Raw genomic sequence first — 17,142 nt, forward strand, 5'->3', positions numbered from 1 at the left:
CGACGGCTCCGTAACCCGGTCGCCTGTGGGCTACACGTACCGCTACGGTGCGGACCATGACGACGACCGACGACGCCTCCGGCCCCGCCGCCACCTCCGGCTCCGCCGGCGCCTCCGCCGCCCACCCGCGCTTCGCCGCCGCCCTCGGCGAACTGGGCCTCGGCGACCTGGCCGGACGGGCCCGGCGCTTCCCGGAGGCCACGCGCACCGCCGCCGAGGCGGCCGCCGCCATCGGGTGCGAGCTGAGCCAGATCTGCAAGTCGCTCATCTTCGCCGCCGACGGCGTGCCCGTACTCGTCCTCATGGACGGCGCCTCCCGCGTCGACCTGGACCGGGTCCGCGACGCACTCGGCGCCGGGAAGGTCACGCGGGCCAAGGCCGACGTCGTACGGGAGACCACCGGGTACGCGATCGGCGGGGTGCCGCCCTTCGGGCACCGGACCAGGACCCGGGTGCTCGCCGACCGGTCCCTGCTCGCCCACGACGTCGTCTGGGCCGCCGCCGGAACCCCGTACGCCGTCTTCCCCATGGAGCCCGAGGACCTCGTCGCCACCGCCGGTGCCACCCTCGTGGACGTGCGCGAGCGCTCCGAGTGACCCCGCTGGTCACCGCCGCGGTCCTGCTCGCGGCGGTCACCCACGCCAGCTGGAACGCCATCGCCCACCGGATCACCGACAAGCTGACCGGCTTCGCGCTGATCTCCGGCGGCGGAATGCTGATCGGGCTCGCACTGCTGCCGTTCACGGCGTTCCCGGCGGCCGGGGCCTGGCCGTACCTCCTGGTCTCCGCCGCCATCCACATCGCGTACTACGCCCTGCTCATGCGGTCCTTCCGGCTGGGCGACTTCGGCCAGGCCTACCCGATCGCCCGCGGCAGCGCGCCGCTGCTGGTCACCGTCCTCGCCGCCGTCTTCGCCCACGAGGTGCCGGACGGCTGGGCGACCGGGGGCGTCCTGGTCTCCTGCGCGGGGCTGACCGGTGTCGCCCTGTGGGGGCTGCGCGGCCGCCGGCCCGACTGGGCGGCCATCGGCGCCGCCCTGGCGACCGGCGTGACCATCGCGGCGTACACGGTCGTCGACGGCCTCGGCGTACGCGCCTCCGGGTCCTCCCTCGGCTACATCGCCTGGCTGATGGCGGTGCAGGGCACGGTCCTGCCGGCCTGCTTCCTGTACCGGCACCGCGCCGGGGCCTGGGGCCTGCTGCGGCCGCAGGCCGGTCTCGGACTGGTCGGCGCGGCACTGTCCGTCACCGCCTACGCCCTGGTCCTGTGGGCCCAGACCCGCGCCGAACTCGCGCCCATCGCGGCCCTGCGCGAGTCGTCCATCCTGGTCGGCGCCGCGATAGGGGCCCTGTTCTTCAAGGAGCGGTTCGGCGCGCCCCGGATCGCGGCGGCCGGCCTCCTGGTCGTCGGGATCGGGCTGATGCTGCACACGGGGTAGCCACCCAGGGGACAGCCGCGAGGACCGGGATGGTGCGTACGGCTCTCGCGAGGCGCACAGTGGAAGAAGGTGTTCCGGAGGTGATCGTCATGATGCACACCACAGTGGGATGGCATGTCGAGCTGGAGTTCACGGAGGACGACCAGCACACGCGGGCGGTCGCGATGGTGCGGCTCCCCGACGGCACCGAGGTCCGCGCGCACGGCCACGCCAGCCGGCACCGGGTCGACTCCCGGCAGCCACGGGTCGGTGAGGAGGTCGCGGGCGCCCGGGCGTTGAACGAGCTGGCGATGCAGCTGCTTACCAAGGCCCACGACGAGATCGACGCGGCGTCCGGGCGGACCTCGCACCCCATCCACGTCTGACACGCACCCCGTCCACGTCTGAACCGGGGCCGGGGCCCGTCGCTAGGACGGGTCCCGGTCGAGCGACGCGCGTACCGCCCGGACCAGCGCCTGCGCCCGCGGGTCCGCCGTCACGGTCTTGCGGAAGCCGTTGGTGACGTAGCCCAGGGCGATGCCGGTCTCCGGGTCGGCGAAGCCCAGGGAGCCGCCGCGGCCCGGGTGGCCGAAGGAGCCGGGGCCGAGGAACGGGGACGCGCTGCCGTGCAGCATGTAGCCGAGGCCGAAACGGGTGCCCACGACCAGGATCCGGTCGGGGCCGGCGGACTCCTCCGCGCGGGCCAGCTCCATGGTCGCCCGGTCGAACAGCCGTACGTCGCGGGTCACGCCGTCGACCTCGCCGATCAGCGCCGCGTAGAAGCGGGCCAGTCCGTCGGCCGTCGCGATGCCGTTGGCGGCCGGGAGCGCGGCCGCGCGGTACTCCGGGTCGTTCTGGTCGGGGAACGGGGTGATCGCGGCGAAGGCGCGGCGGGTGAGGGAGCCGGGGTTCTCGTACGCCTCGGTGACGGCGCGCTTGGGGCGCAGCCGCGGGCCGTTCCCGGACCCCGACGGCTCGGGTTCGTCGAGGCGCCCGACGCGCCCGGCCCGGCCCGCCGCCTCCTCCGCCGCGGGCAGCCCCACCCACAGGTCCAGGCCGAGCGGCCCGGCGATCTCGTCCGCGATCCACTGCCCGGCGCCCCGCCCGCCGCTCGCCCGGCGGACCAGCTCGTCCAGCAGCCAGCCGTAGGTCAGCGCGTGGTAGCCGTGGTCGGTGCCCGGCTCCCAGACGGGGGCCTGCGCGGCGACGGCGGCCGGGCCCCGCCGCGGGTCCAGGGCTTCCTCGGGGGTGAGCGGACGGTCCAGGACCGGCAGCCCGGCCCGGTGGTTCAGCACATGCCGGACCAGCACCCTCTCCTTGCCGTGCGCCTTGAACTCCGGCCAGTACTCGCCCACCGGCGCGTCCAGGTCCAGCTCCCCGCGCCGGTGCAGCAGCAGCGGTACGGCGGCCGCGACGCCCTTGGTCGCCGAGCGGACCACCTGGGCGGTGCCGCGACGCCACGGCTCGGTGCCGGACGCGTCGTCGACGTCCCTGCTGCCGCCCCACAGGTCGACGACCTTGCGCCCGTCCCGGTAGACGGCGACGGCCGCGCCCCGCTCGCCGAGCGAGGTGAAGTTCCGGGCGAACGCGTCCCTCACCGGCCCGAAGCCCTCGGCCACCGTGCCGTGCACGTTCACGCCCACCTCTGTACGCCCCTTCCGGTCGCCCATGACAGTGGATGCAACCGCCACCGACCGTCCACCATTCCTCACCCGCTCGCCCGCACCGACCGCGGGTCGAAGCCGAAGGGCAGCTCCAGGCGGTGGGCGCGCATCAGGTCGTCGTCGGAGAGCAGGGCGGCGGTCGGACCGTCGGCCGCGATCGCGCCGTCGCTGAGGATCAGGGCGCGGGGGCACAGCTCCAGGGCGTAGGGCAGGTCGTGGGTGACCATCAGGACCGTGACGTCCAGGGAGCGCAGGATGTCGGCGAGTTCGCGGCGGGAGGCCGGGTCGAGGTTGGACGAGGGCTCGTCCAGGACCAGGATCTCCGGCTCCATGGCGAGCACCGTCGCCACCGCCACCCGGCGCCGCTGGCCGAAGGAGAGGTGGTGCGGCGGCCGGTCCTTGAACTCCGCCATGCCGACCAGCGTGAGCGCCCGGTCCACACAGGCCTCCAGCTCCGCCCCCTTCACCCCGGCCGCCGCCGGTCCGAACGCCACGTCCTCGCGCACGGTCGGCATGAACAGCTGGTCGTCCGGGTCCTGGAAGACGATGCCGACCCGGCGCCTGATCTCCGCCATGTTCCGCTTGTCCACCGGCAGCCCGGCGACCGTGACCGTGCCGGTGCCGCCGGTCAGGATGCCGTTGAGGTGCAGTACGAGCGTCGTCTTGCCCGCGCCGTTCGGACCGAGCAGCGCGACCCGCTCGCCGCGCGCGACGCAGAAGTCCACGCCGAACAGGGCCTGGTGCCCGTCGGGGTAGGCGAAGGCGAGGCCGGAGACGTCGAGGGAGGCGGGCGCGTCGGGCACGGGGGCGGCCGCAGGGCCGGTCACTGGGTCGGTCACAACGTCCATCCCAGCAGACACACGACCAGCGCCGCACACGGGAGGGCCAGCGCGTACGACCACTGCGCCCGGGACGCGGTCACCTCGTCGATCACCGGCATCGAACCGGCGTACCCGCGGCTGACCATGGCCAGGTGGACGCGTTCGCCGCGTTCGTAGGAGCGGATGAACAGCGCCCCCGCCGACTTGGCGAGCACGCCCCAGTGCCGTACGCCCTTCGCCTCGAACCCGCGCGACTCCCGGGCGATCCGCATCCGGCGCATCTCGTCCGCGATCACGTCCCCGTACCGGATCATGAACGACGCGATCTGCACGAGCAGCGGCGGCAGCCTCAGCCGCTGGAGACCGAGGAGGAGTTCCCGCAGCTCGGTCGTGGAGGCGAGGAGTACGGAGGCGGCGACGCCCAGAGTGCCCTTGGCCAGGACGTTCCAGGCGCCCCAAAGGCCGTTGACGCTCAGGGACAGGCCGAGCACCTCGACCCGCTCGCCCTGGGCCACGAACGGCATGAGCACCGCGAAGGCGACGAACGGCACCTCGATCAGCAGCCGCTTGAGCAGGAAGGCCGCCGGGACCCGGGCCGCGCAGGCCACCGTCGCGAGCAGCAGCGCGTACAGGCCGAAGGCCCACATCGCCTCGCGCGGTGTGGACACCACGACGACCACGAAGGCGAAGACCGCGGCGAGCTTGGTGTGCGGCGGCAGTCCGTGCACGGGGGAGTGCCCGTGCCGGTAGAGCCGGTGGGCGTGTCCGGCGCCCACGTCAGACGGTCGTTTCCGTGCTGGTCGGGGAGGCGTCCTCGCTGCGGCGCCTGCGCACCGCCCAGAACACGGCGCTGCCCGCGACGACCGTGACGCCGACGCCGATCACGCCCGCGAGGCCGCCCGAGACGCGGGCGTTGGTGATGTCCTCGACGCCGTAGTCGGCGAGCGGCGAGTCGGCGTTGGCGTGCTCCTTCGCCTTCTCGTCGATGCCCTTGTCGGAGGCGACCTTCTCCAGGCCGTCGGGGTCGGCGGAGGCGTAGAAGCTGACGAAGCCGGCCAGGACCAGGGAGGCGACCAGGCCGGTGATCCACACCTTGCGGTGGGAGCGGGCGGCGACGGGGGCGGGGACCGGAGCGGGTCCGGCGCCGGGGGCGTCGACCAGCTCGCCGTTCACCCGCAGCTTGAGCCGCTGCTGGAGCCCGCGCGCCCCGTACACCAGGTCCGGGCGTACGGCGATGACGGCGCCGACGGTCAGCGCGGTGATCGCGGCCTCGCCGATGCCGATCAGCAGGTGCACGCCGATCATCGCGGTGGCGACCTTGCCGATGGAGACGTCGGTGGTGCCGCCGATCCAGTACAGGAGCGTGAAGGCGAGCGCGGCGGCCGGGACGGAGACGAGCGCGGCGACGAAGGAGGCGACGGTGACCGAGCGGCGGGTGCGCGGCAGCACCTTCACCAGGCCCCGGAACAGGGCGTAGGCGACGACCGTGGTGACGATCGCCATGTCGGTGATGTTGACGCCGAGCGCGGTCAGACCGCCGTCGGCGAAGAGGATGCCCTGCATCAGCAGCACGACGGAGACACACAGCACACCCGTACAGGGCCCGACGAGGATGGCGGCCAGCGCGCCGCCGAGCAGATGCCCGCTGGTCCCGGCCGCGACCGGGAAGTTCAGCATCTGCACGGCGAAGATGAACGCCGCGACCAGCCCGGCCAGCGGCGCCGTCCGCTCGTCCAGCTCACGGCGCGCGCCGCGCAGGCTGACCGCGATGGCGCCCGCGGCGACGACTCCGGTCACGGCGGAGGTCGGGGCGTTGATGAATCCGTCAGGTACATGCACGGTTCGATGATAGAGACCAGTTGCAACTCGTTCGCAAGAGCGAGGTAAAGGCTGCCGGTCCGCCGATGCGGTCGATCTCACATGTGGTATCCGGCCCGCAGAGCGTAAGCCCGGAAATATGGGACATTGGAGTGGGGGTGGACCCACAGCTTCAACACAGGTGGCAGAGCGTAAGGGGCGACCCCATGTCCGTAGTCGAACAGTACGCACGAGCCAACATCCTCACGGACGGGGACCTCCCCGACCAGGACGACGGCGGAGCGATACCCGTCGTGCTGCGCTACGACCCCCAGCTCGACCCCTCGAAGGTGTGCGTCGCCCTGCCCGGGCGGGGCGGCCGTGCGTCCGGCTCCCGCGAGTGGACCTTCTCCCGCGAACTGCTGGAGCAGGGCCTGCGCGCGCCCGCCGGGAGCGGCGAGGTGCGGGTGTGGCCGTGCGGCCGGGTGCAGGCCGTGGTCGAGTTCCACTCCCCGCAGGGCTGTTCGGTGGTCCAGTTCGAGAACAAGGCCCTCATCCGCTTCCTGCGCCGCACCTACGCGGCGACCGCGCAGCCGGTGGCCCACTGAGCCGCGCGCCGGGGGTCAGCCGCCTGCCTTGAGCAGCGCCGCGACGATCGGGCCCGCGGTGTCGCCGCCGTGCCCGCCCTGCTGGACCACGCCCGCCGCCGCCAGGTCCCCCCGGTAGGCCGTGAACCAGCCGTTGGGCTTCTCCTGCCCGTCGACCTCCGCCGAGCCGGTCTTGGCACCCACGTCACCGCCGACCCCGGCCATGGCTTCCGCCGCGGTGCCGTACGCCGCCGTGTAGGACATCAGCTCGCGCAGCGCGCCGAGCGTCTCGCCGGACATCGTGCGCGAGGCCGTGGCGAGCGCCCGCCCGTCGACCGACGGGGCGACCAGGTACGGCTGGTGGAAGGAGCCCGACTTCACGGTCGCCGACACCGACGCCATGTTCAGCGGGTTCATCCGCACCCCGCCCTGGCCGATGAGGGAGGCGGCCATCTGGGCCTTGCTCTGCACCGGCACCCTGCCGTCGAAGGTGGACACGCCGACCGACCAGTTGTTCATGGACAGGCCGAAGACCTCCTTGGCCTGCCTGGTCAGGTCGTCGTCCTTCAGCTCGGGGGCCTGGCTGATGAAGGCGGTGTTGCAGGACCGGGCGAAACTCGCCTTGAAGGTGCCGTCCTTGATCTCGAACTCGTCGTCGTTCTGGAACTTCCACCCGCCGTAGCTGAAGTACTTCGGGCACGGGTGCTTCTCGTTCACCGACGCCAGGTCCTTCTCGAGCAGCATCGAGGCGGTGATGACCTTCATGGTGGAGCCGGGGGCGAGCGAGCCCAGGAAAGCGGTGTTGAAGCCGTGCCCGCCGTTGGCGACCGCGAGGACCTCGCCGGTGGAGGCGCGCAGCAGCACCACCGACGCCCCCTTCTTGCCGTCCACCTGCTTCTCGGCGGCCGTCTGGAGGGCGGGGTCGAGCGTCGTCTTCAGGGTGCCGGGCGTGCCCTTGCTCAGCTCCAGCAGCGTCTTGTCGGCGACTTCGCCGGCCCCGGACTCCTGCGACCCCTTGCCGTCCCCGGTGCTCTTCCCGCGCACCACACGCAGTTCGACGCCGGGGGTGCCGCCGGACTTCTTGCCGTACTTGTCGCGCAGGCCGTCCAACACGGTGCCGAGGGACGGGTACTTGGCCGCGGTGATCTCCGCGCCGTTCCGGTCCAGCGCCTTGACCGGCGGATCACCGGCCTTCCCGGTGACCAGCCTGTCCCCGTCCCGCAACTCCGGGTGCACGACGGCCGCGTGCCAGTCGACGCGGGGCTCGCCGTCGCCCTCCCGGCGGACGACGGTCAGCGCGCTGTCGTACGCCAGCGGCTCGGCCGCCTTCTCGTAGGCGACCGTGGCCTTGACGGAGAAGGGGACCTTCTCCCCGGCCGGGGCGCCCGCGGTGAAGGTGGCGTCCTTGATGCGGGCGTCCTTGGCGTAGCCGGTGAGCAGCGCCTTCGCGGCCTCGGCGTCGTCGGTCGCGGCGGCCGCGCCGGCCACGTCGCCCCGCTGCCAGGCGGTCAGGAACCGCTGGGCGGTGGAGGTGACCTCGGCCGCCGTCAGCGGCCCCGACTTCACCTTCTCCGCGGCCGCCGCGGACTTGGTGCGCGCGTTGTCGTCGCCGGTCTCGCCGCCGCCGTACATCGCGTAGGCACCGAACCCGGCACCGGCCACGACCACCGCGGCCACACTGCCGATCACGGCGGGTTTCGTCCTGCGCCGCCCGGTGGCGGCGCCCCTTCTGCTGCCCACTGCGTCCCGTTCCTCGGTGCGTTCGGTGCCGGATGCTGCTTACGACGGCGACCACAGTAGGGGCATCACGGCCGCCGGTCCGTGTCAGCCGCCGACTCGTAGCACATCTGCGACGATCGGCCCGGCCGCGTCGCCGCCGTGACCGCCCTCCTCGGTCATGGCCGCCGCCGCGACGTCGTTGCGGAAGCCGGTGAACCAGGCGTTCGAGACCGCCTGCCCGTCGACCTCGGCCGAGCCGGTCTTGGCGCCGATGTCGCCGCTGAGCCCGGACATGGCGTTGACGGCGGTGCCCTGGGTGGCGGTGAGCCGCATCATCTGCTTGAGCTGGGAGGCGGTGCCCTGCGGCAGCCCCTTGGCGGTGGCCGGTTCCCGGTCGTCCAGGTCGAACGGCACCAGGTACGGCTGGCGGAACTCACCGGTGATGGCGGTCGCCGTCACGGAGGCCATGTTCAGCGGGTTCATCTGGACCTGGCCCTGCCCGATGGCGTTGGCCGCGCGGTCCGGGCCGCCGGAGGCGGGGACGCTCCCGTCGAAGGAGACGATGCCGGTCTGCCAGTTGTCCTGCCCGAGCCCGAAGCGCTCCTGGGCCTCCTGGGTCAGCGAGGAGTCCGTGAGGGGCTTCTCGTCGACGAGCTTGATGAAGCCGGTGTTGCAGGAGCGCATGAAGGTGTTGGCGAGGGTGGCGCTCATGTTGGGCTTCATGGTGGTGATGTTGTGGAAGGTCTGACTCTGCCAGGTCGCCGTCTCGGGGCAGGGTGCAGGGCCGTTCATCGAGGTCACGCCGTTGTCGATGAGCATGGCGGCGGTGAGGATCTTCATGGTGGAGCCGGGGGCGACCTTGCCCTGGAACGCGGCGTTGAAGCCGTCCTGACGGTTGTTCGCCACGGCCAGCACCTCCCCGGTGCTGGGCTTCACCGCGACCACGGAGGACTCGCCGTACCGCTTCACCGCCTTCTCGGCCGCGGCCTGCACGCTCGCGCTGAGCGTCGTCTCGAGTTTCCCGGGCTTCCCCTCGGTCAGCGTCAGCAGCGGGGTGTCCGGCGTGCTCGCCACCGTGTGCCGGACCGCCAGCTCGACGCCGGGAGTGCCGCCCGCCTGCGCACCGTACCGCTCCCGCAGCGTGGCGAGGACCGGCCCGAGCGAGGGGTACTTCTCCTTCGTCAGCACGGTGCCGTCGCGCCCGACGGCCTGGATCTGCGGGGTCGCCGACTCCGTGGTGACCAGGGTGTCCCCGTCCTTCAGGTCCGGGTGGACGACGGACGGCTTCCAGTCCACCAGCGCCCGCCCGCTGGTCTCCCCGCGCACCACGGTCAGCGTGCTCCGGTAACTGAGCGGCTTGGTCGTCCCCTCGTACGACACCTTCGCCTTCACCGTGAACGGCACGGAGGTGCCGGCCGCCGTGCCCGGCGTGATCTCGACGCCGCCGATGTGCGCGTCCTCGCCGTAGGCGGTCAGCAGCGTCCCGGCGATCGAGGCGTTGTTGGTGTACGAGGCGGCGGTCGTCGCGTCGCCCTTCTCCCAGGCCGCGAAGAACTTCTCGCTGGTCTCCGCGACCTCGTCCTTGTCCGGCGGCCCGCTCTTGGCCTCGGAGGACCCGGAGCCCCCGCCCTCGTCCAGCGCCGACACCACGTTGTAGGCGCCGTACCCGGCACCGCCCACCATCACGGCGAACACGCCGCCTATGACGGCGACCTTGACCCCCCTGCCCATCGGCAGTCCCCTCCCCGTCAGACCTTCCGCCCGCCTTCTTGAACGCGTTCAGAAGTAGTTGTAGGTGCACTCTATGCGCAGGGGGTGACCAGCGGTACGACTGTTTCCGTTTGGTGGCCTAAAGGAGACCGGGGGCGTGACGCACGGGAGCGGCCCACCCGTCCGGCCTCCGGCGCGTCGCCGTGGCATCCGGTGGCCGCGTGGGAAACGCCGTTCGATGAGAGCGGCCGTCAGTGGCCGGTGGCCGTGGCTACGGCCTCCTTCGCCACCCGCCGCAGCGCACGGTCCGTCAGCCAGCTGTTCTTCCCGCCGGCCAGATGCGCCACGGCGCGGCCCACCCATTCCGGGTCGCCGAGGAGTTGGAGCTTCTCCTCGTCGATGAGCTGCCGCAGCAGATGCTCCAGCCGGAGGGCGTCCACCGCGCGGTAGGGGCGCTCATGCTGGTCGAAGCGCAGCTGCGTGTCCTCGTACGGGTGCCGCAGCGTCAGGTGCATCCAGCCGCCGGTGCGCTCGGCGACCATCCCCTTCAGCGTGTACTTGCCCCTGTTGTTCGTGTTCCAGGCGTGCTTGCCCCAGGTGAGCCAGACGCCGGTCATGACCCTCGACCACGGGATCAACCGTCCCCCGGAGTCCGGCTCGTGCTGGTACAGCCCGTCCGGGCGGAACTCCACCCAGTAGGTGCCCGGTCGTGAGGCGTCTCCGACTCCCCAGCGCCCACCGGCCAGTTCCAACGGTCCCAGAGATGTACCGTCCTCCACCATGCGCGTCATTGAACCACGCCCCGTGCGGCGCTCCGCCGTGCCCTCATGACGGGCCCGGCCGGCTAGACCCACGTGTCGAGCCACATCCGCGCCCGCCACTCCTCCATCGGGATCGCCGTGCCCGTGTACAGGGGCCAGAAGTAGATGAAGTTCCACGCGATGAGGAGCACCAGGACGCCCGCGCCCGTCGCGCCCGCCACTCTGCGGGTGTCGGTGCAGCCCGGGCGGCCGATGATCGCGCCCAGGAGCATGGCCACCGCCAGGCACAGGAACGGCAGGAAGACGACGGCGTAGAAGAGGAAGATCGTGCGCTCCTGGTACATGAACCAGGGCAGGTAGCCGGCCGCCACGCCGCAGGCGATGGCGCCCGCGCGCCAGTCGCGGCGGAAGAGCCAGCGCCACAGGACGTACAGCAGGGCGAAGCAGCCCACCCACCACAGGAGGGGGGTGCCCAGGGCCAGCACCTCGCGGGCGCACTTCTCGCCCGCGTCCACCGGGCAGCCGTCCGAACCCGCCGACGGGGACTCGTAGAAGTAGGAGACCGGGCGGCCCAGGACGATCCAGCTCCAGGGGTTCGACTGGTAGGTGTGCGGCGAGGTCAGGTGGGTGTGGAATTCGAGGACCTGGGTCTCGTAGTGCCACAGGCTGCGCCACCAGTCGGGGAAGAGCCACGACCAGGAGCTGTTCGCGCCGTCCTTCGTGGCCCAGTCGCGGTAGTAGCCGCCGGTGCCGTCGGAGGGGGAGAGGATCCAGCCGAGCCACGAGAGGAGGTACGTGGCCAGGGCGACCGGGACGGTGGAGAGGAAGGCCCAGCCCAGGTCGTGGCGGAGTACGGCGCGGTAGGGGCGGTGGGCGCCCGCGACGCGGCGGGAGCCGACGTCCCACAGCACCGCCATCACGCAGAAGGCCGCCATGATGTAGAGGCCGTTCCACTTGGTGGCCGCCGCCAGGCCCAGCATCAGGCCCGCCGCCAGGCGCCAGGGGCGCCACCCGAGGCGGAGGGTCTCCGCGACGTGCGCGTCGGGGCGGACGCGGCCGTCCTCGTCCACCGGGAGTGCGGCGGCGAGTCCCGACCGGGCCTTGTCGCGGTCGACGACGAGGCAGCCGAAGGCGGCCAGCACGAAGAACATCAGCACGCTGTCCAGCAGCGCGGTGCGGCTCATCACGAAGTGCAGGCCGTCCAGCGCCATCAGGGCGCCCGCCAGGCACCCCAGGAACGTGGAGCGGAACAGACGGCGGCCGATCCGGCACAGCAGCAGCACCGACAGCGTGCCGAGCAGCGCCGTCATGAAGCGCCAGCCGAACGGGTCGAAGCCGAACAGAAGTTCGCCGAGGCCGATGATGTACTTGCCGACCGGCGGGTGGACGACGTACGCCGCGTCGGTGGGGATCGGGACGTCGCCGCCCGAGTTCAGGATGAGGTCGTTGGCGTTCTTGTCCCAGTTGACCTCGAAGCCGCGGTGGATCAGCGCCCACGCGTCCTTGGCGTAGTACGTCTCGTCGAATATCACCGCCTTCGGGCTGCCCAGGTTCCAGAACCGCAGCACCCCCGCGAACAGTGCCACCAGCAGCGGCCCGCCCCACGCCGACCAGCGGATCATCCGGTCGGTGAGCGGCTTCGACACCCCCAGGAACGCCCACAGGCGCGGGCTCGGGCTCGTGTACGGCGGCACCAGCCGGTCGCGGACGTCGCCGGTCGCGGGCCCCGCCGGGTAGCCGAAGCGGCGCAGCCGCTGCTGCCAGGTGGGCCGCTCGTCGTGCGGGGCCTGGTCGTGCAGGGTGTCCGTGGAGGACGCGGTACTGGTCACCGCGCCATCGTAGGGAACCGCGCTGTGCACGTCCCGTGCATGGCCCTCCCGGGTGCGGATACGTTCCCCTTCCGGCAGGGCTGGGAGGATGGGGACGTGACTGGAACCCTTGTACTCGCGGGCACCCCCATCGGCGACGTCCAGGACGCCCCGCCCCGGCTCGCCGCGGAACTGGCCGGCGCGGACGTCGTCGCCGCCGAGGACACCCGGCGGCTGCGCAGGCTCACCCAGGCGCTCGGCGTCGCCCCCGCGGGGCGTGTCGTGTCGTACTTCGAGGGCAACGAGTCCGCCCGTACGCCCGAACTGGTGGAGGAGCTGGCCGGGGGAGCGCGGGTGCTGCTGGTCACCGACGCCGGGATGCCGTCGGTGTCCGACCCCGGGTACCGGCTGGTCGCCGCCGCCGTCGAGCGCGGCGTGCGCGTCACCGCCGTCCCCGGGCCGTCCGCGGTGCTGACCGCGCTGGCCCTGTCGGGGCTGCCCGTCGACCGGTTCTGCTTCGAGGGCTTCCTGCCCCGCAAGGCCGGCGAGCGGCTGACCCGGCTGCGCGAGGTCGCCGGGGAGCGCCGGACCCTCGTCTACTTCGAGGCCCCGCACCGCCTCGACGACACCCTCGCCGCCATGGCCGAGGTCTTCGGCACCGACCGGCGGGCGGCCGTCTGCCGGGAGCTGACCAAGACGTACGAGGAGGTCAGGCGCGGGGGGCTGGGCGAGCTGGCCGCGTGGGCCGGTGAAGGGGTGCGGGGCGAGATCACCGTCGTCGTGGAGGGGGCGCCGGACAAGGGGCCCGAGGAGGTCGGCGCCGAGGAGCTGGTGCGCCGGGTGCGGGTGCGCGAGGAGGCGGGGGAGCGGCGCAAGGAGGCGATCGCCGCGGTGGCCGCCGAGGTGGGGGTGCCCAAGCGGGAGGTGTTCGACGCGGTGGTGGCGGCGAAGAACGCGGAAAAGAACACGGGGATCTGAGGGGATCCATAGGGCCGCCCTTGACCCGTCCCTGACCTGGCCGGCGTTCCTGCCAAGGACAGCTCAAATCGGCTAAAACACTCGGCAGCGCCTGGTGCTTTCCCGCTGGTGGAGGAGTCCACTGGAGGAAGGAGCAGAACGAACCAAGGAGCCGGGATGAGCATGAGTGAGAGCGCCGTGCGGACCGGAGTACGTGCGGGTGCCACCGCCGTCGTCCACGAGTCGTACTCGTTCGCCTGCATGCGCTGCGGGCACGGCTGGGAGCAGTCGTTCGAGATCGAGCACCACACGGACACCGACGGCCGCGAGTTCGTGCTCTACGTCGCGGACGGCCGGGTCGTGCCCTCCCCGCTGACCCGGCCGACCTGCGCCACCTGCGACAGCCACGTCGTACGGATCCTGCGCCCGGGCCGGGTGGCCTCGGTGCGCGGCGCCGCCCACACCGTCCACCGGGTGCCGCCGGCCGGCCCGCTCGAGGTGCCGCTGGTGCCCGAGGCGCCGGGGCCGGGGGCACCGGGACTGTCCGGCGGACGCCGGCACTGGCACCTGGCCGACCTCCTGCACGCCTTCCACCTCCACCGCGGGGCGAGCTGACCCCACCGGGGGCGCGCCGGAGCTTTCGTAGGATCGGGGCATGCCTTCGAACGCATCCGGCCGGTCCGACAAGGACGGCGCGCCCCCGCTCCCCGAGCCCCTCCGGGTCCCGGTCGCCGACTCGCACACCCACCTCGACATGCAGTCCGGCACGGTCGAGGAGGCACTCGCCAAGGCCGCGTCGGTGGGTGTCACGACCGTCGTCCAGGTCGGCTGCGACCTCGCGGGGTCCCGCTGGGCCGCCGAGACCGCGGCGGCGCACGACGCCGTCCACGCCACCGTCGCCCTGCACCCGAACGAGGCGCCGCGCATCGTGCACGGGGACCCCGACGGCTGGTCCCGGCAGGGGGCCCGCGAGCCCGGTGGTGACGCGGCCCTCGACGACGCCCTCGCGGAGATCGACCGGCTCGCGGCGCTCCCGCAGGTCAAGGGCGTCGGCGAGACGGGTCTCGACTACTTCCGCACCGGCCCGGAGGGCAAGGAAGCCCAGGAGCGCTCCTTCCGCGCCCACATCGAGATCGCCAAGCGGCACGGCAAGACCCTGGTCATCCACGACCGCGACGCCCACACCGACGTCCTGCGCGTCCTGAAGGAGGAGGGCGCCCCCGAGCGCACCGTCTTCCACTGCTACTCCGGCGACGCCGAGATGGCCGAGGTCTGCGCCCGCGCCGGGTACTACATGTCCTTCGCCGGCAACGTCACCTTCAAGAACGCCCAGAACCTGCGCGACGCCCTCGCCGTGGCCCCGCCGGAGCTGGTCCTGGTGGAGACCGACGCGCCGTTCCTGACGCCGGCGCCCTACCGGGGGCGGCCGAACGCCCCCTACCTGGTGCCGGTCACGGTGCGGGCCATGGCCGGGGTACGGGGCGTCGACGAGGACACCCTGGCGACCGCCCTCGCCGCGAACACGGCCCGCGCCTTCGGCTACTGACACGCTGAGTAGTCGCGTCGCTTGGGAGAGTGACCGGCCCTCCGCTAGGTTCTGGGGGCCCGATCGGGACCCCTGGAGCGTGTGGGCGTGAGCAGAACGCAGTTCGAGCCGGCAGAGACGTACACGGCGTACACGGCGTACACGGCGTACACGGCGTACGACGAGGCGTACGAGGCACACGAGACGTACGAGACGTACGAGCGCCCCGCACCGTACGACCTGCACAGCGCGCCGACCCTGCCGTACGGCGGCACGTACCCGTCCGTGCCGCCGCCCGTCCACGAGCCGACCGTGCCCGCGCTGCCCCGGCAGAGCGACGGGCGGGCCGAGCGCCGGCGCCGGGCGCGGGGCGCGGGGCGCGCGGACGCCTCCCTGCGCCGGCTGGTGCCGCGGGCGCTGGTGGTGGCCTTCCTCGCGGGCGGCACCACCGCGTTCGTCGCCAAGGACAAGGCGGTCGAGCTGACCGTCGACGGCAGCCCGCGCACGCTGCACACCTTCGCCGACGACGTGAGTGAACTGCTCGCCGAGGAAGGCGTCCAGGTGGGCGCCCACGACGTGATCGCACCCGCCCCCGGCACCCCGCTGACCAGCGGCGAGGACGTCACCGTCCACCACGGAAGGCCCGTGCTGCTCACCCTCGACGGCCACCGGCGCCAGGTGTGGACGACCGCGGGGACGGTGGCGGGGGCGCTGCGGCAGCTCGGGGTGCGCACGCAGGGCGCGTACCTGTCCACCGGGCCCTCCCGGCGCATCGGCCGCGAGGGCCTCGCCCTGGTGGTGCGCACCGAGCGGGTGGTGACCGTCATGGCGGACGGCCGGACCCGCACCGTCCGCACCAACGCCGCGACCGTGGGGGAGGTCGTCGAGGAGGCCGGCATCACCCTGCGCGGCGAGGACACCACGTCCGTCCCCGCGACCGGCTTCCCGCGCGACGGGCAGACCGTCACGGTGCTGCGGATCACCGGGTCCCAGGAGGTCCGCGAGGACCCGATCCCCTTCGACGAGCGACGGGCCGAGGACGCCTCCCTCTTCCGGGGCACCGAGGTCGTCCAGGAGGCGGGCCGGCCCGGGCTGCGCCGCACCACGTACGCCCTGCGCACCGTCAACGGCGTCCGGCAGAAGCCCCGCCGCCTGCGCACCGAGGTGGTCCGCGAGCCCAGCCCGCGCATCGTGCGGGTCGGCACCCGGCCCCGGCCGGCCTCCGTCCACGGCGCCGACCACCTGAACTGGCAGGGCCTGGCCGCATGCGAGTCCGGCGGCCGCGCGGACGCCGTCGACCCGTCCGGCACCTACGGCGGGCTCTACCAGTTCGACTCCGCCACCTGGCACGGCCTCGGCGGCGAGGGGCGCCCCGAGGACGCGTCCGCCGCGGAGCAGACGTACCGGGCGCAGAAGCTCTACGTGCGCAGCGGCGCCGACGCCTGGCCGCACTGCGGCGCCCGGCTGCGGGAATGAGGCCGCCCGGCCCCCGGCTACTCTTGCGGGGTGAGCAGCCCCACCCCCGACGCCCTCCTGGGTCCCGCCGACGTCCGCGAACTCGCGGCGGCCCTCGGCGTACGCCCCACCAAGCAGCGCGGCCAGAACTTCGTCATCGACGCCAACACGGTCCGCCGTATCGTCCGCACCGCCGAGGTACGCCCCGACGACGTGGTGGTCGAGGTGGGGCCGGGTCTCGGCTCGCTCACCCTGGCCCTGCTGGAGGCCGCCGACCGGGTCACCGCCGTCGAGATCGACGACGTGCTCGCCGGTGCCCTGCCCGCCACCGTCGCCGCCCGCATGCCGGCCCGCGCCGACCGGTTCGCGCTCGTGCACTCCGACGCGATGCACGTGCGGGAGCTGCCGGGACCCGCACCGACCGCCCTGGTCGCGAACCTCCCCTACAACGTCGCCGTTCCCGTCCTCCTCCACATGCTCGACACCTTCCCGGGCATCGAGCGCACCCTCGTCATGGTGCAGGCCGAGGTCGCCGACCGGCTGGCCGCCGGACCCGGCTCGAAGGTGTACGGCGTGCCGTCCGTGAAGGCCAACTGGTACGCGGAGGTCAAGCGGGCCGGGTCCATCGGCCGCAACGTCTTCTGGCCCGCGCCCAACGTCGACAGCGGGCTCGTGTCACTCGTCCGGCGCAGCGAACCGCTGAGGACCACCGCGTCCAAGGCCGAGGTCTTCGCCGTCGTCGACGCCGCGTTCGCCCAGCGCCGCAAGACCCTGCGGGCCGCGCTCGCCGGGTGGGCCGGATCGGCCGCCGCCGCCGAGGCCGCGCTCGTCGGCGCGGGCGTGTCGCCGCAGGCGCGCGGAGAGGCGCTGACCGTGGAAGAGTTCGCGCGTATCGCCGAGCACAAGGTGTAGGGAGTGACG

At 73.0% G+C, this 17,142-nt stretch carries 17 protein-coding genes; 9 read left to right on the forward strand and 8 right to left on the reverse strand.

What is annotated here, in order from left to right:
• The first annotated feature begins 56 nt into the window (after window positions 1-56).
• From R2E43_RS22355 to R2E43_RS22365, 3 genes are all read left to right on the forward strand, one after another.
• A complete protein-coding gene (locus R2E43_RS22355; protein WP_003975651.1) occupies window positions 57-596 on the forward strand; it encodes a YbaK/EbsC family protein in 540 nt (179 codons plus the stop codon).
• Window positions 593-1,438 carry a DMT family transporter gene (locus R2E43_RS22360; protein WP_003975652.1) on the forward strand — a complete coding sequence of 282 codons (846 nt, stop codon included), beginning with the start codon at window positions 593-595 and terminating at the stop codon, window positions 1,436-1,438. The genes R2E43_RS22355 and R2E43_RS22360 overlap by 4 nt, the downstream gene beginning before the upstream one ends.
• Before the next feature lie 89 nt (window positions 1,439-1,527).
• Window positions 1,528-1,803 (forward strand): DUF1876 domain-containing protein, encoded by a 276-nt coding sequence (locus R2E43_RS22365; protein ID WP_003975653.1) that lies wholly within the window; start codon window positions 1,528-1,530, stop codon window positions 1,801-1,803.
• Between the two features lie 42 nt (window positions 1,804-1,845).
• Here the strand turns inward: R2E43_RS22365 and R2E43_RS22370 are convergent, their stop codons facing one another.
• The 4 genes from R2E43_RS22370 to R2E43_RS22385 form a co-directional block, all read right to left on the reverse strand.
• Window positions 1,846-3,054: a serine hydrolase domain-containing protein gene (locus tag R2E43_RS22370; RefSeq protein WP_193486733.1), complete on the reverse strand. Its 1,209-nt coding sequence runs from the start codon at window positions 3,052-3,054 to the stop codon at window positions 1,846-1,848.
• A 71-nt stretch (window positions 3,055-3,125) separates the two neighbouring features.
• Window positions 3,126-3,929, reverse strand: coding sequence for an energy-coupling factor ABC transporter ATP-binding protein (locus R2E43_RS22375; RefSeq protein ID WP_037897854.1), 804 nt, complete (start codon window positions 3,927-3,929; stop codon window positions 3,126-3,128).
• A complete protein-coding gene (cbiQ, locus tag R2E43_RS22380) occupies window positions 3,917-4,678 on the reverse strand; it encodes a cobalt ECF transporter T component CbiQ (protein WP_003975656.1) in 762 nt (253 codons plus the stop codon). The genes R2E43_RS22375 and cbiQ overlap by 13 nt, the downstream gene beginning before the upstream one ends.
• Window position 4,679: 1 nt before the next feature.
• The gene (locus R2E43_RS22385) at window positions 4,680-5,741 is read right to left on the reverse strand and encodes an energy-coupling factor ABC transporter permease (RefSeq protein ID WP_011028801.1); all 1,062 of its coding nucleotides are present in this window, start codon (window positions 5,739-5,741) and stop codon (window positions 4,680-4,682) included.
• A 185-nt stretch (window positions 5,742-5,926) separates the two neighbouring features.
• Here R2E43_RS22385 and R2E43_RS22390 point away from each other — a divergent pair, with 185 nt between their 5' ends.
• Window positions 5,927-6,307: an SsgA family sporulation/cell division regulator gene (locus R2E43_RS22390; RefSeq protein ID WP_332056509.1), complete on the forward strand. Its 381-nt coding sequence runs from the start codon at window positions 5,927-5,929 to the stop codon at window positions 6,305-6,307.
• Window positions 6,308-6,322: 15 nt separating this feature from the next.
• On the opposite strand, the gene R2E43_RS22395 is transcribed toward R2E43_RS22390, so the two are convergent.
• The 4 genes from R2E43_RS22395 to R2E43_RS22410 all read right to left on the reverse strand — a co-directional run bounded on the left by R2E43_RS22395 (window position 6,323) and on the right by R2E43_RS22410 (window position 12,305).
• Entirely contained in the window at window positions 6,323-8,026 is a 1,704-nt protein-coding gene (locus tag R2E43_RS22395; protein ID WP_238363730.1) for a penicillin-binding transpeptidase domain-containing protein, read from the reverse strand.
• A gap of 84 nt (window positions 8,027-8,110) precedes the next feature.
• Window positions 8,111-9,736 carry a penicillin-binding transpeptidase domain-containing protein gene (locus R2E43_RS22400; RefSeq protein WP_003975660.1) on the reverse strand — a complete coding sequence of 542 codons (1,626 nt, stop codon included), beginning with the start codon at window positions 9,734-9,736 and terminating at the stop codon, window positions 8,111-8,113.
• A gap of 230 nt (window positions 9,737-9,966) precedes the next feature.
• Window positions 9,967-10,497 (reverse strand): hypothetical protein, encoded by a 531-nt coding sequence (locus tag R2E43_RS22405; protein WP_003975661.1) that lies wholly within the window; start codon window positions 10,495-10,497, stop codon window positions 9,967-9,969.
• 62 nt (window positions 10,498-10,559) lie between these two features.
• Window positions 10,560-12,305, reverse strand: a complete 1,746-nt coding sequence (locus tag R2E43_RS22410; RefSeq protein WP_332056510.1) for a dolichyl-phosphate-mannose--protein mannosyltransferase — start codon at window positions 12,303-12,305, stop codon at window positions 10,560-10,562.
• 96 nt (window positions 12,306-12,401) lie between these two features.
• Between R2E43_RS22410 and rsmI the strand changes: the two genes are divergently transcribed.
• From rsmI to rsmA, 5 genes are all read left to right on the forward strand, one after another.
• On the forward strand, window positions 12,402-13,262 hold the full coding sequence (rsmI, locus tag R2E43_RS22415) for a 16S rRNA (cytidine(1402)-2'-O)-methyltransferase (protein WP_003975663.1): 861 nt from the start codon (window positions 12,402-12,404) through the stop codon (window positions 13,260-13,262).
• A gap of 156 nt (window positions 13,263-13,418) precedes the next feature.
• The gene (locus R2E43_RS22420; RefSeq protein WP_011028797.1) at window positions 13,419-13,856 is read left to right on the forward strand and encodes a hypothetical protein; all 438 of its coding nucleotides are present in this window, start codon (window positions 13,419-13,421) and stop codon (window positions 13,854-13,856) included.
• A gap of 40 nt (window positions 13,857-13,896) precedes the next feature.
• Window positions 13,897-14,787, forward strand: a complete 891-nt coding sequence (locus tag R2E43_RS22425) for a TatD family hydrolase (RefSeq protein WP_003975665.1) — start codon at window positions 13,897-13,899, stop codon at window positions 14,785-14,787.
• Window positions 14,788-14,874: 87 nt separating this feature from the next.
• On the forward strand, window positions 14,875-16,242 hold the full coding sequence (rpfB, locus tag R2E43_RS22430) for a resuscitation-promoting factor protein RpfB (protein ID WP_319120943.1): 1,368 nt from the start codon (window positions 14,875-14,877) through the stop codon (window positions 16,240-16,242).
• Window positions 16,243-16,272: 30 nt separating this feature from the next.
• Window positions 16,273-17,133 carry a 16S rRNA (adenine(1518)-N(6)/adenine(1519)-N(6))-dimethyltransferase RsmA gene (gene rsmA, locus R2E43_RS22435; protein WP_003975667.1) on the forward strand — a complete coding sequence of 287 codons (861 nt, stop codon included), beginning with the start codon at window positions 16,273-16,275 and terminating at the stop codon, window positions 17,131-17,133.
• Window positions 17,134-17,142: the final 9 nt, after the last annotated feature.

This window comes from Streptomyces violaceoruber (assembly GCF_033406955.1).
Classification (GTDB): domain Bacteria; phylum Actinomycetota; class Actinomycetes; order Streptomycetales; family Streptomycetaceae; genus Streptomyces; species Streptomyces violaceoruber.

What these genes read in the sequence shown, in the direction of transcription:
- R2E43_RS22365 (WP_003975653.1), top strand. Translation starts at nt 1,528, where the DNA reads ATGATGCACACCACAGTGGGATGGCATGTCGAGCTGGAGTTCACGGAG.
- R2E43_RS22355 (WP_003975651.1), top strand. Translation starts at nt 57, where the DNA reads ATGACGACGACCGACGACGCCTCCGGCCCCGCCGCCACCTCCGGCTCC.
- R2E43_RS22420 (WP_011028797.1), top strand. Translation starts at nt 13,419, where the DNA reads ATGAGCATGAGTGAGAGCGCCGTGCGGACCGGAGTACGTGCGGGTGCC.
- R2E43_RS22400 (WP_003975660.1), bottom strand. Translation starts at nt 9,736, where the DNA reads ATGGGCAGGGGGGTCAAGGTCGCCGTCATAGGCGGCGTGTTCGCCGTG.
- R2E43_RS22405 (WP_003975661.1), bottom strand. Translation starts at nt 10,497, where the DNA reads ATGGTGGAGGACGGTACATCTCTGGGACCGTTGGAACTGGCCGGTGGG.
- R2E43_RS22390 (WP_332056509.1), top strand. Translation starts at nt 5,927, where the DNA reads ATGTCCGTAGTCGAACAGTACGCACGAGCCAACATCCTCACGGACGGG.
- R2E43_RS22375 (WP_037897854.1), bottom strand. Translation starts at nt 3,929, where the DNA reads ATGGACGTTGTGACCGACCCAGTGACCGGCCCTGCGGCCGCCCCCGTG.
- R2E43_RS22425 (WP_003975665.1), top strand. Translation starts at nt 13,897, where the DNA reads ATGCCTTCGAACGCATCCGGCCGGTCCGACAAGGACGGCGCGCCCCCG.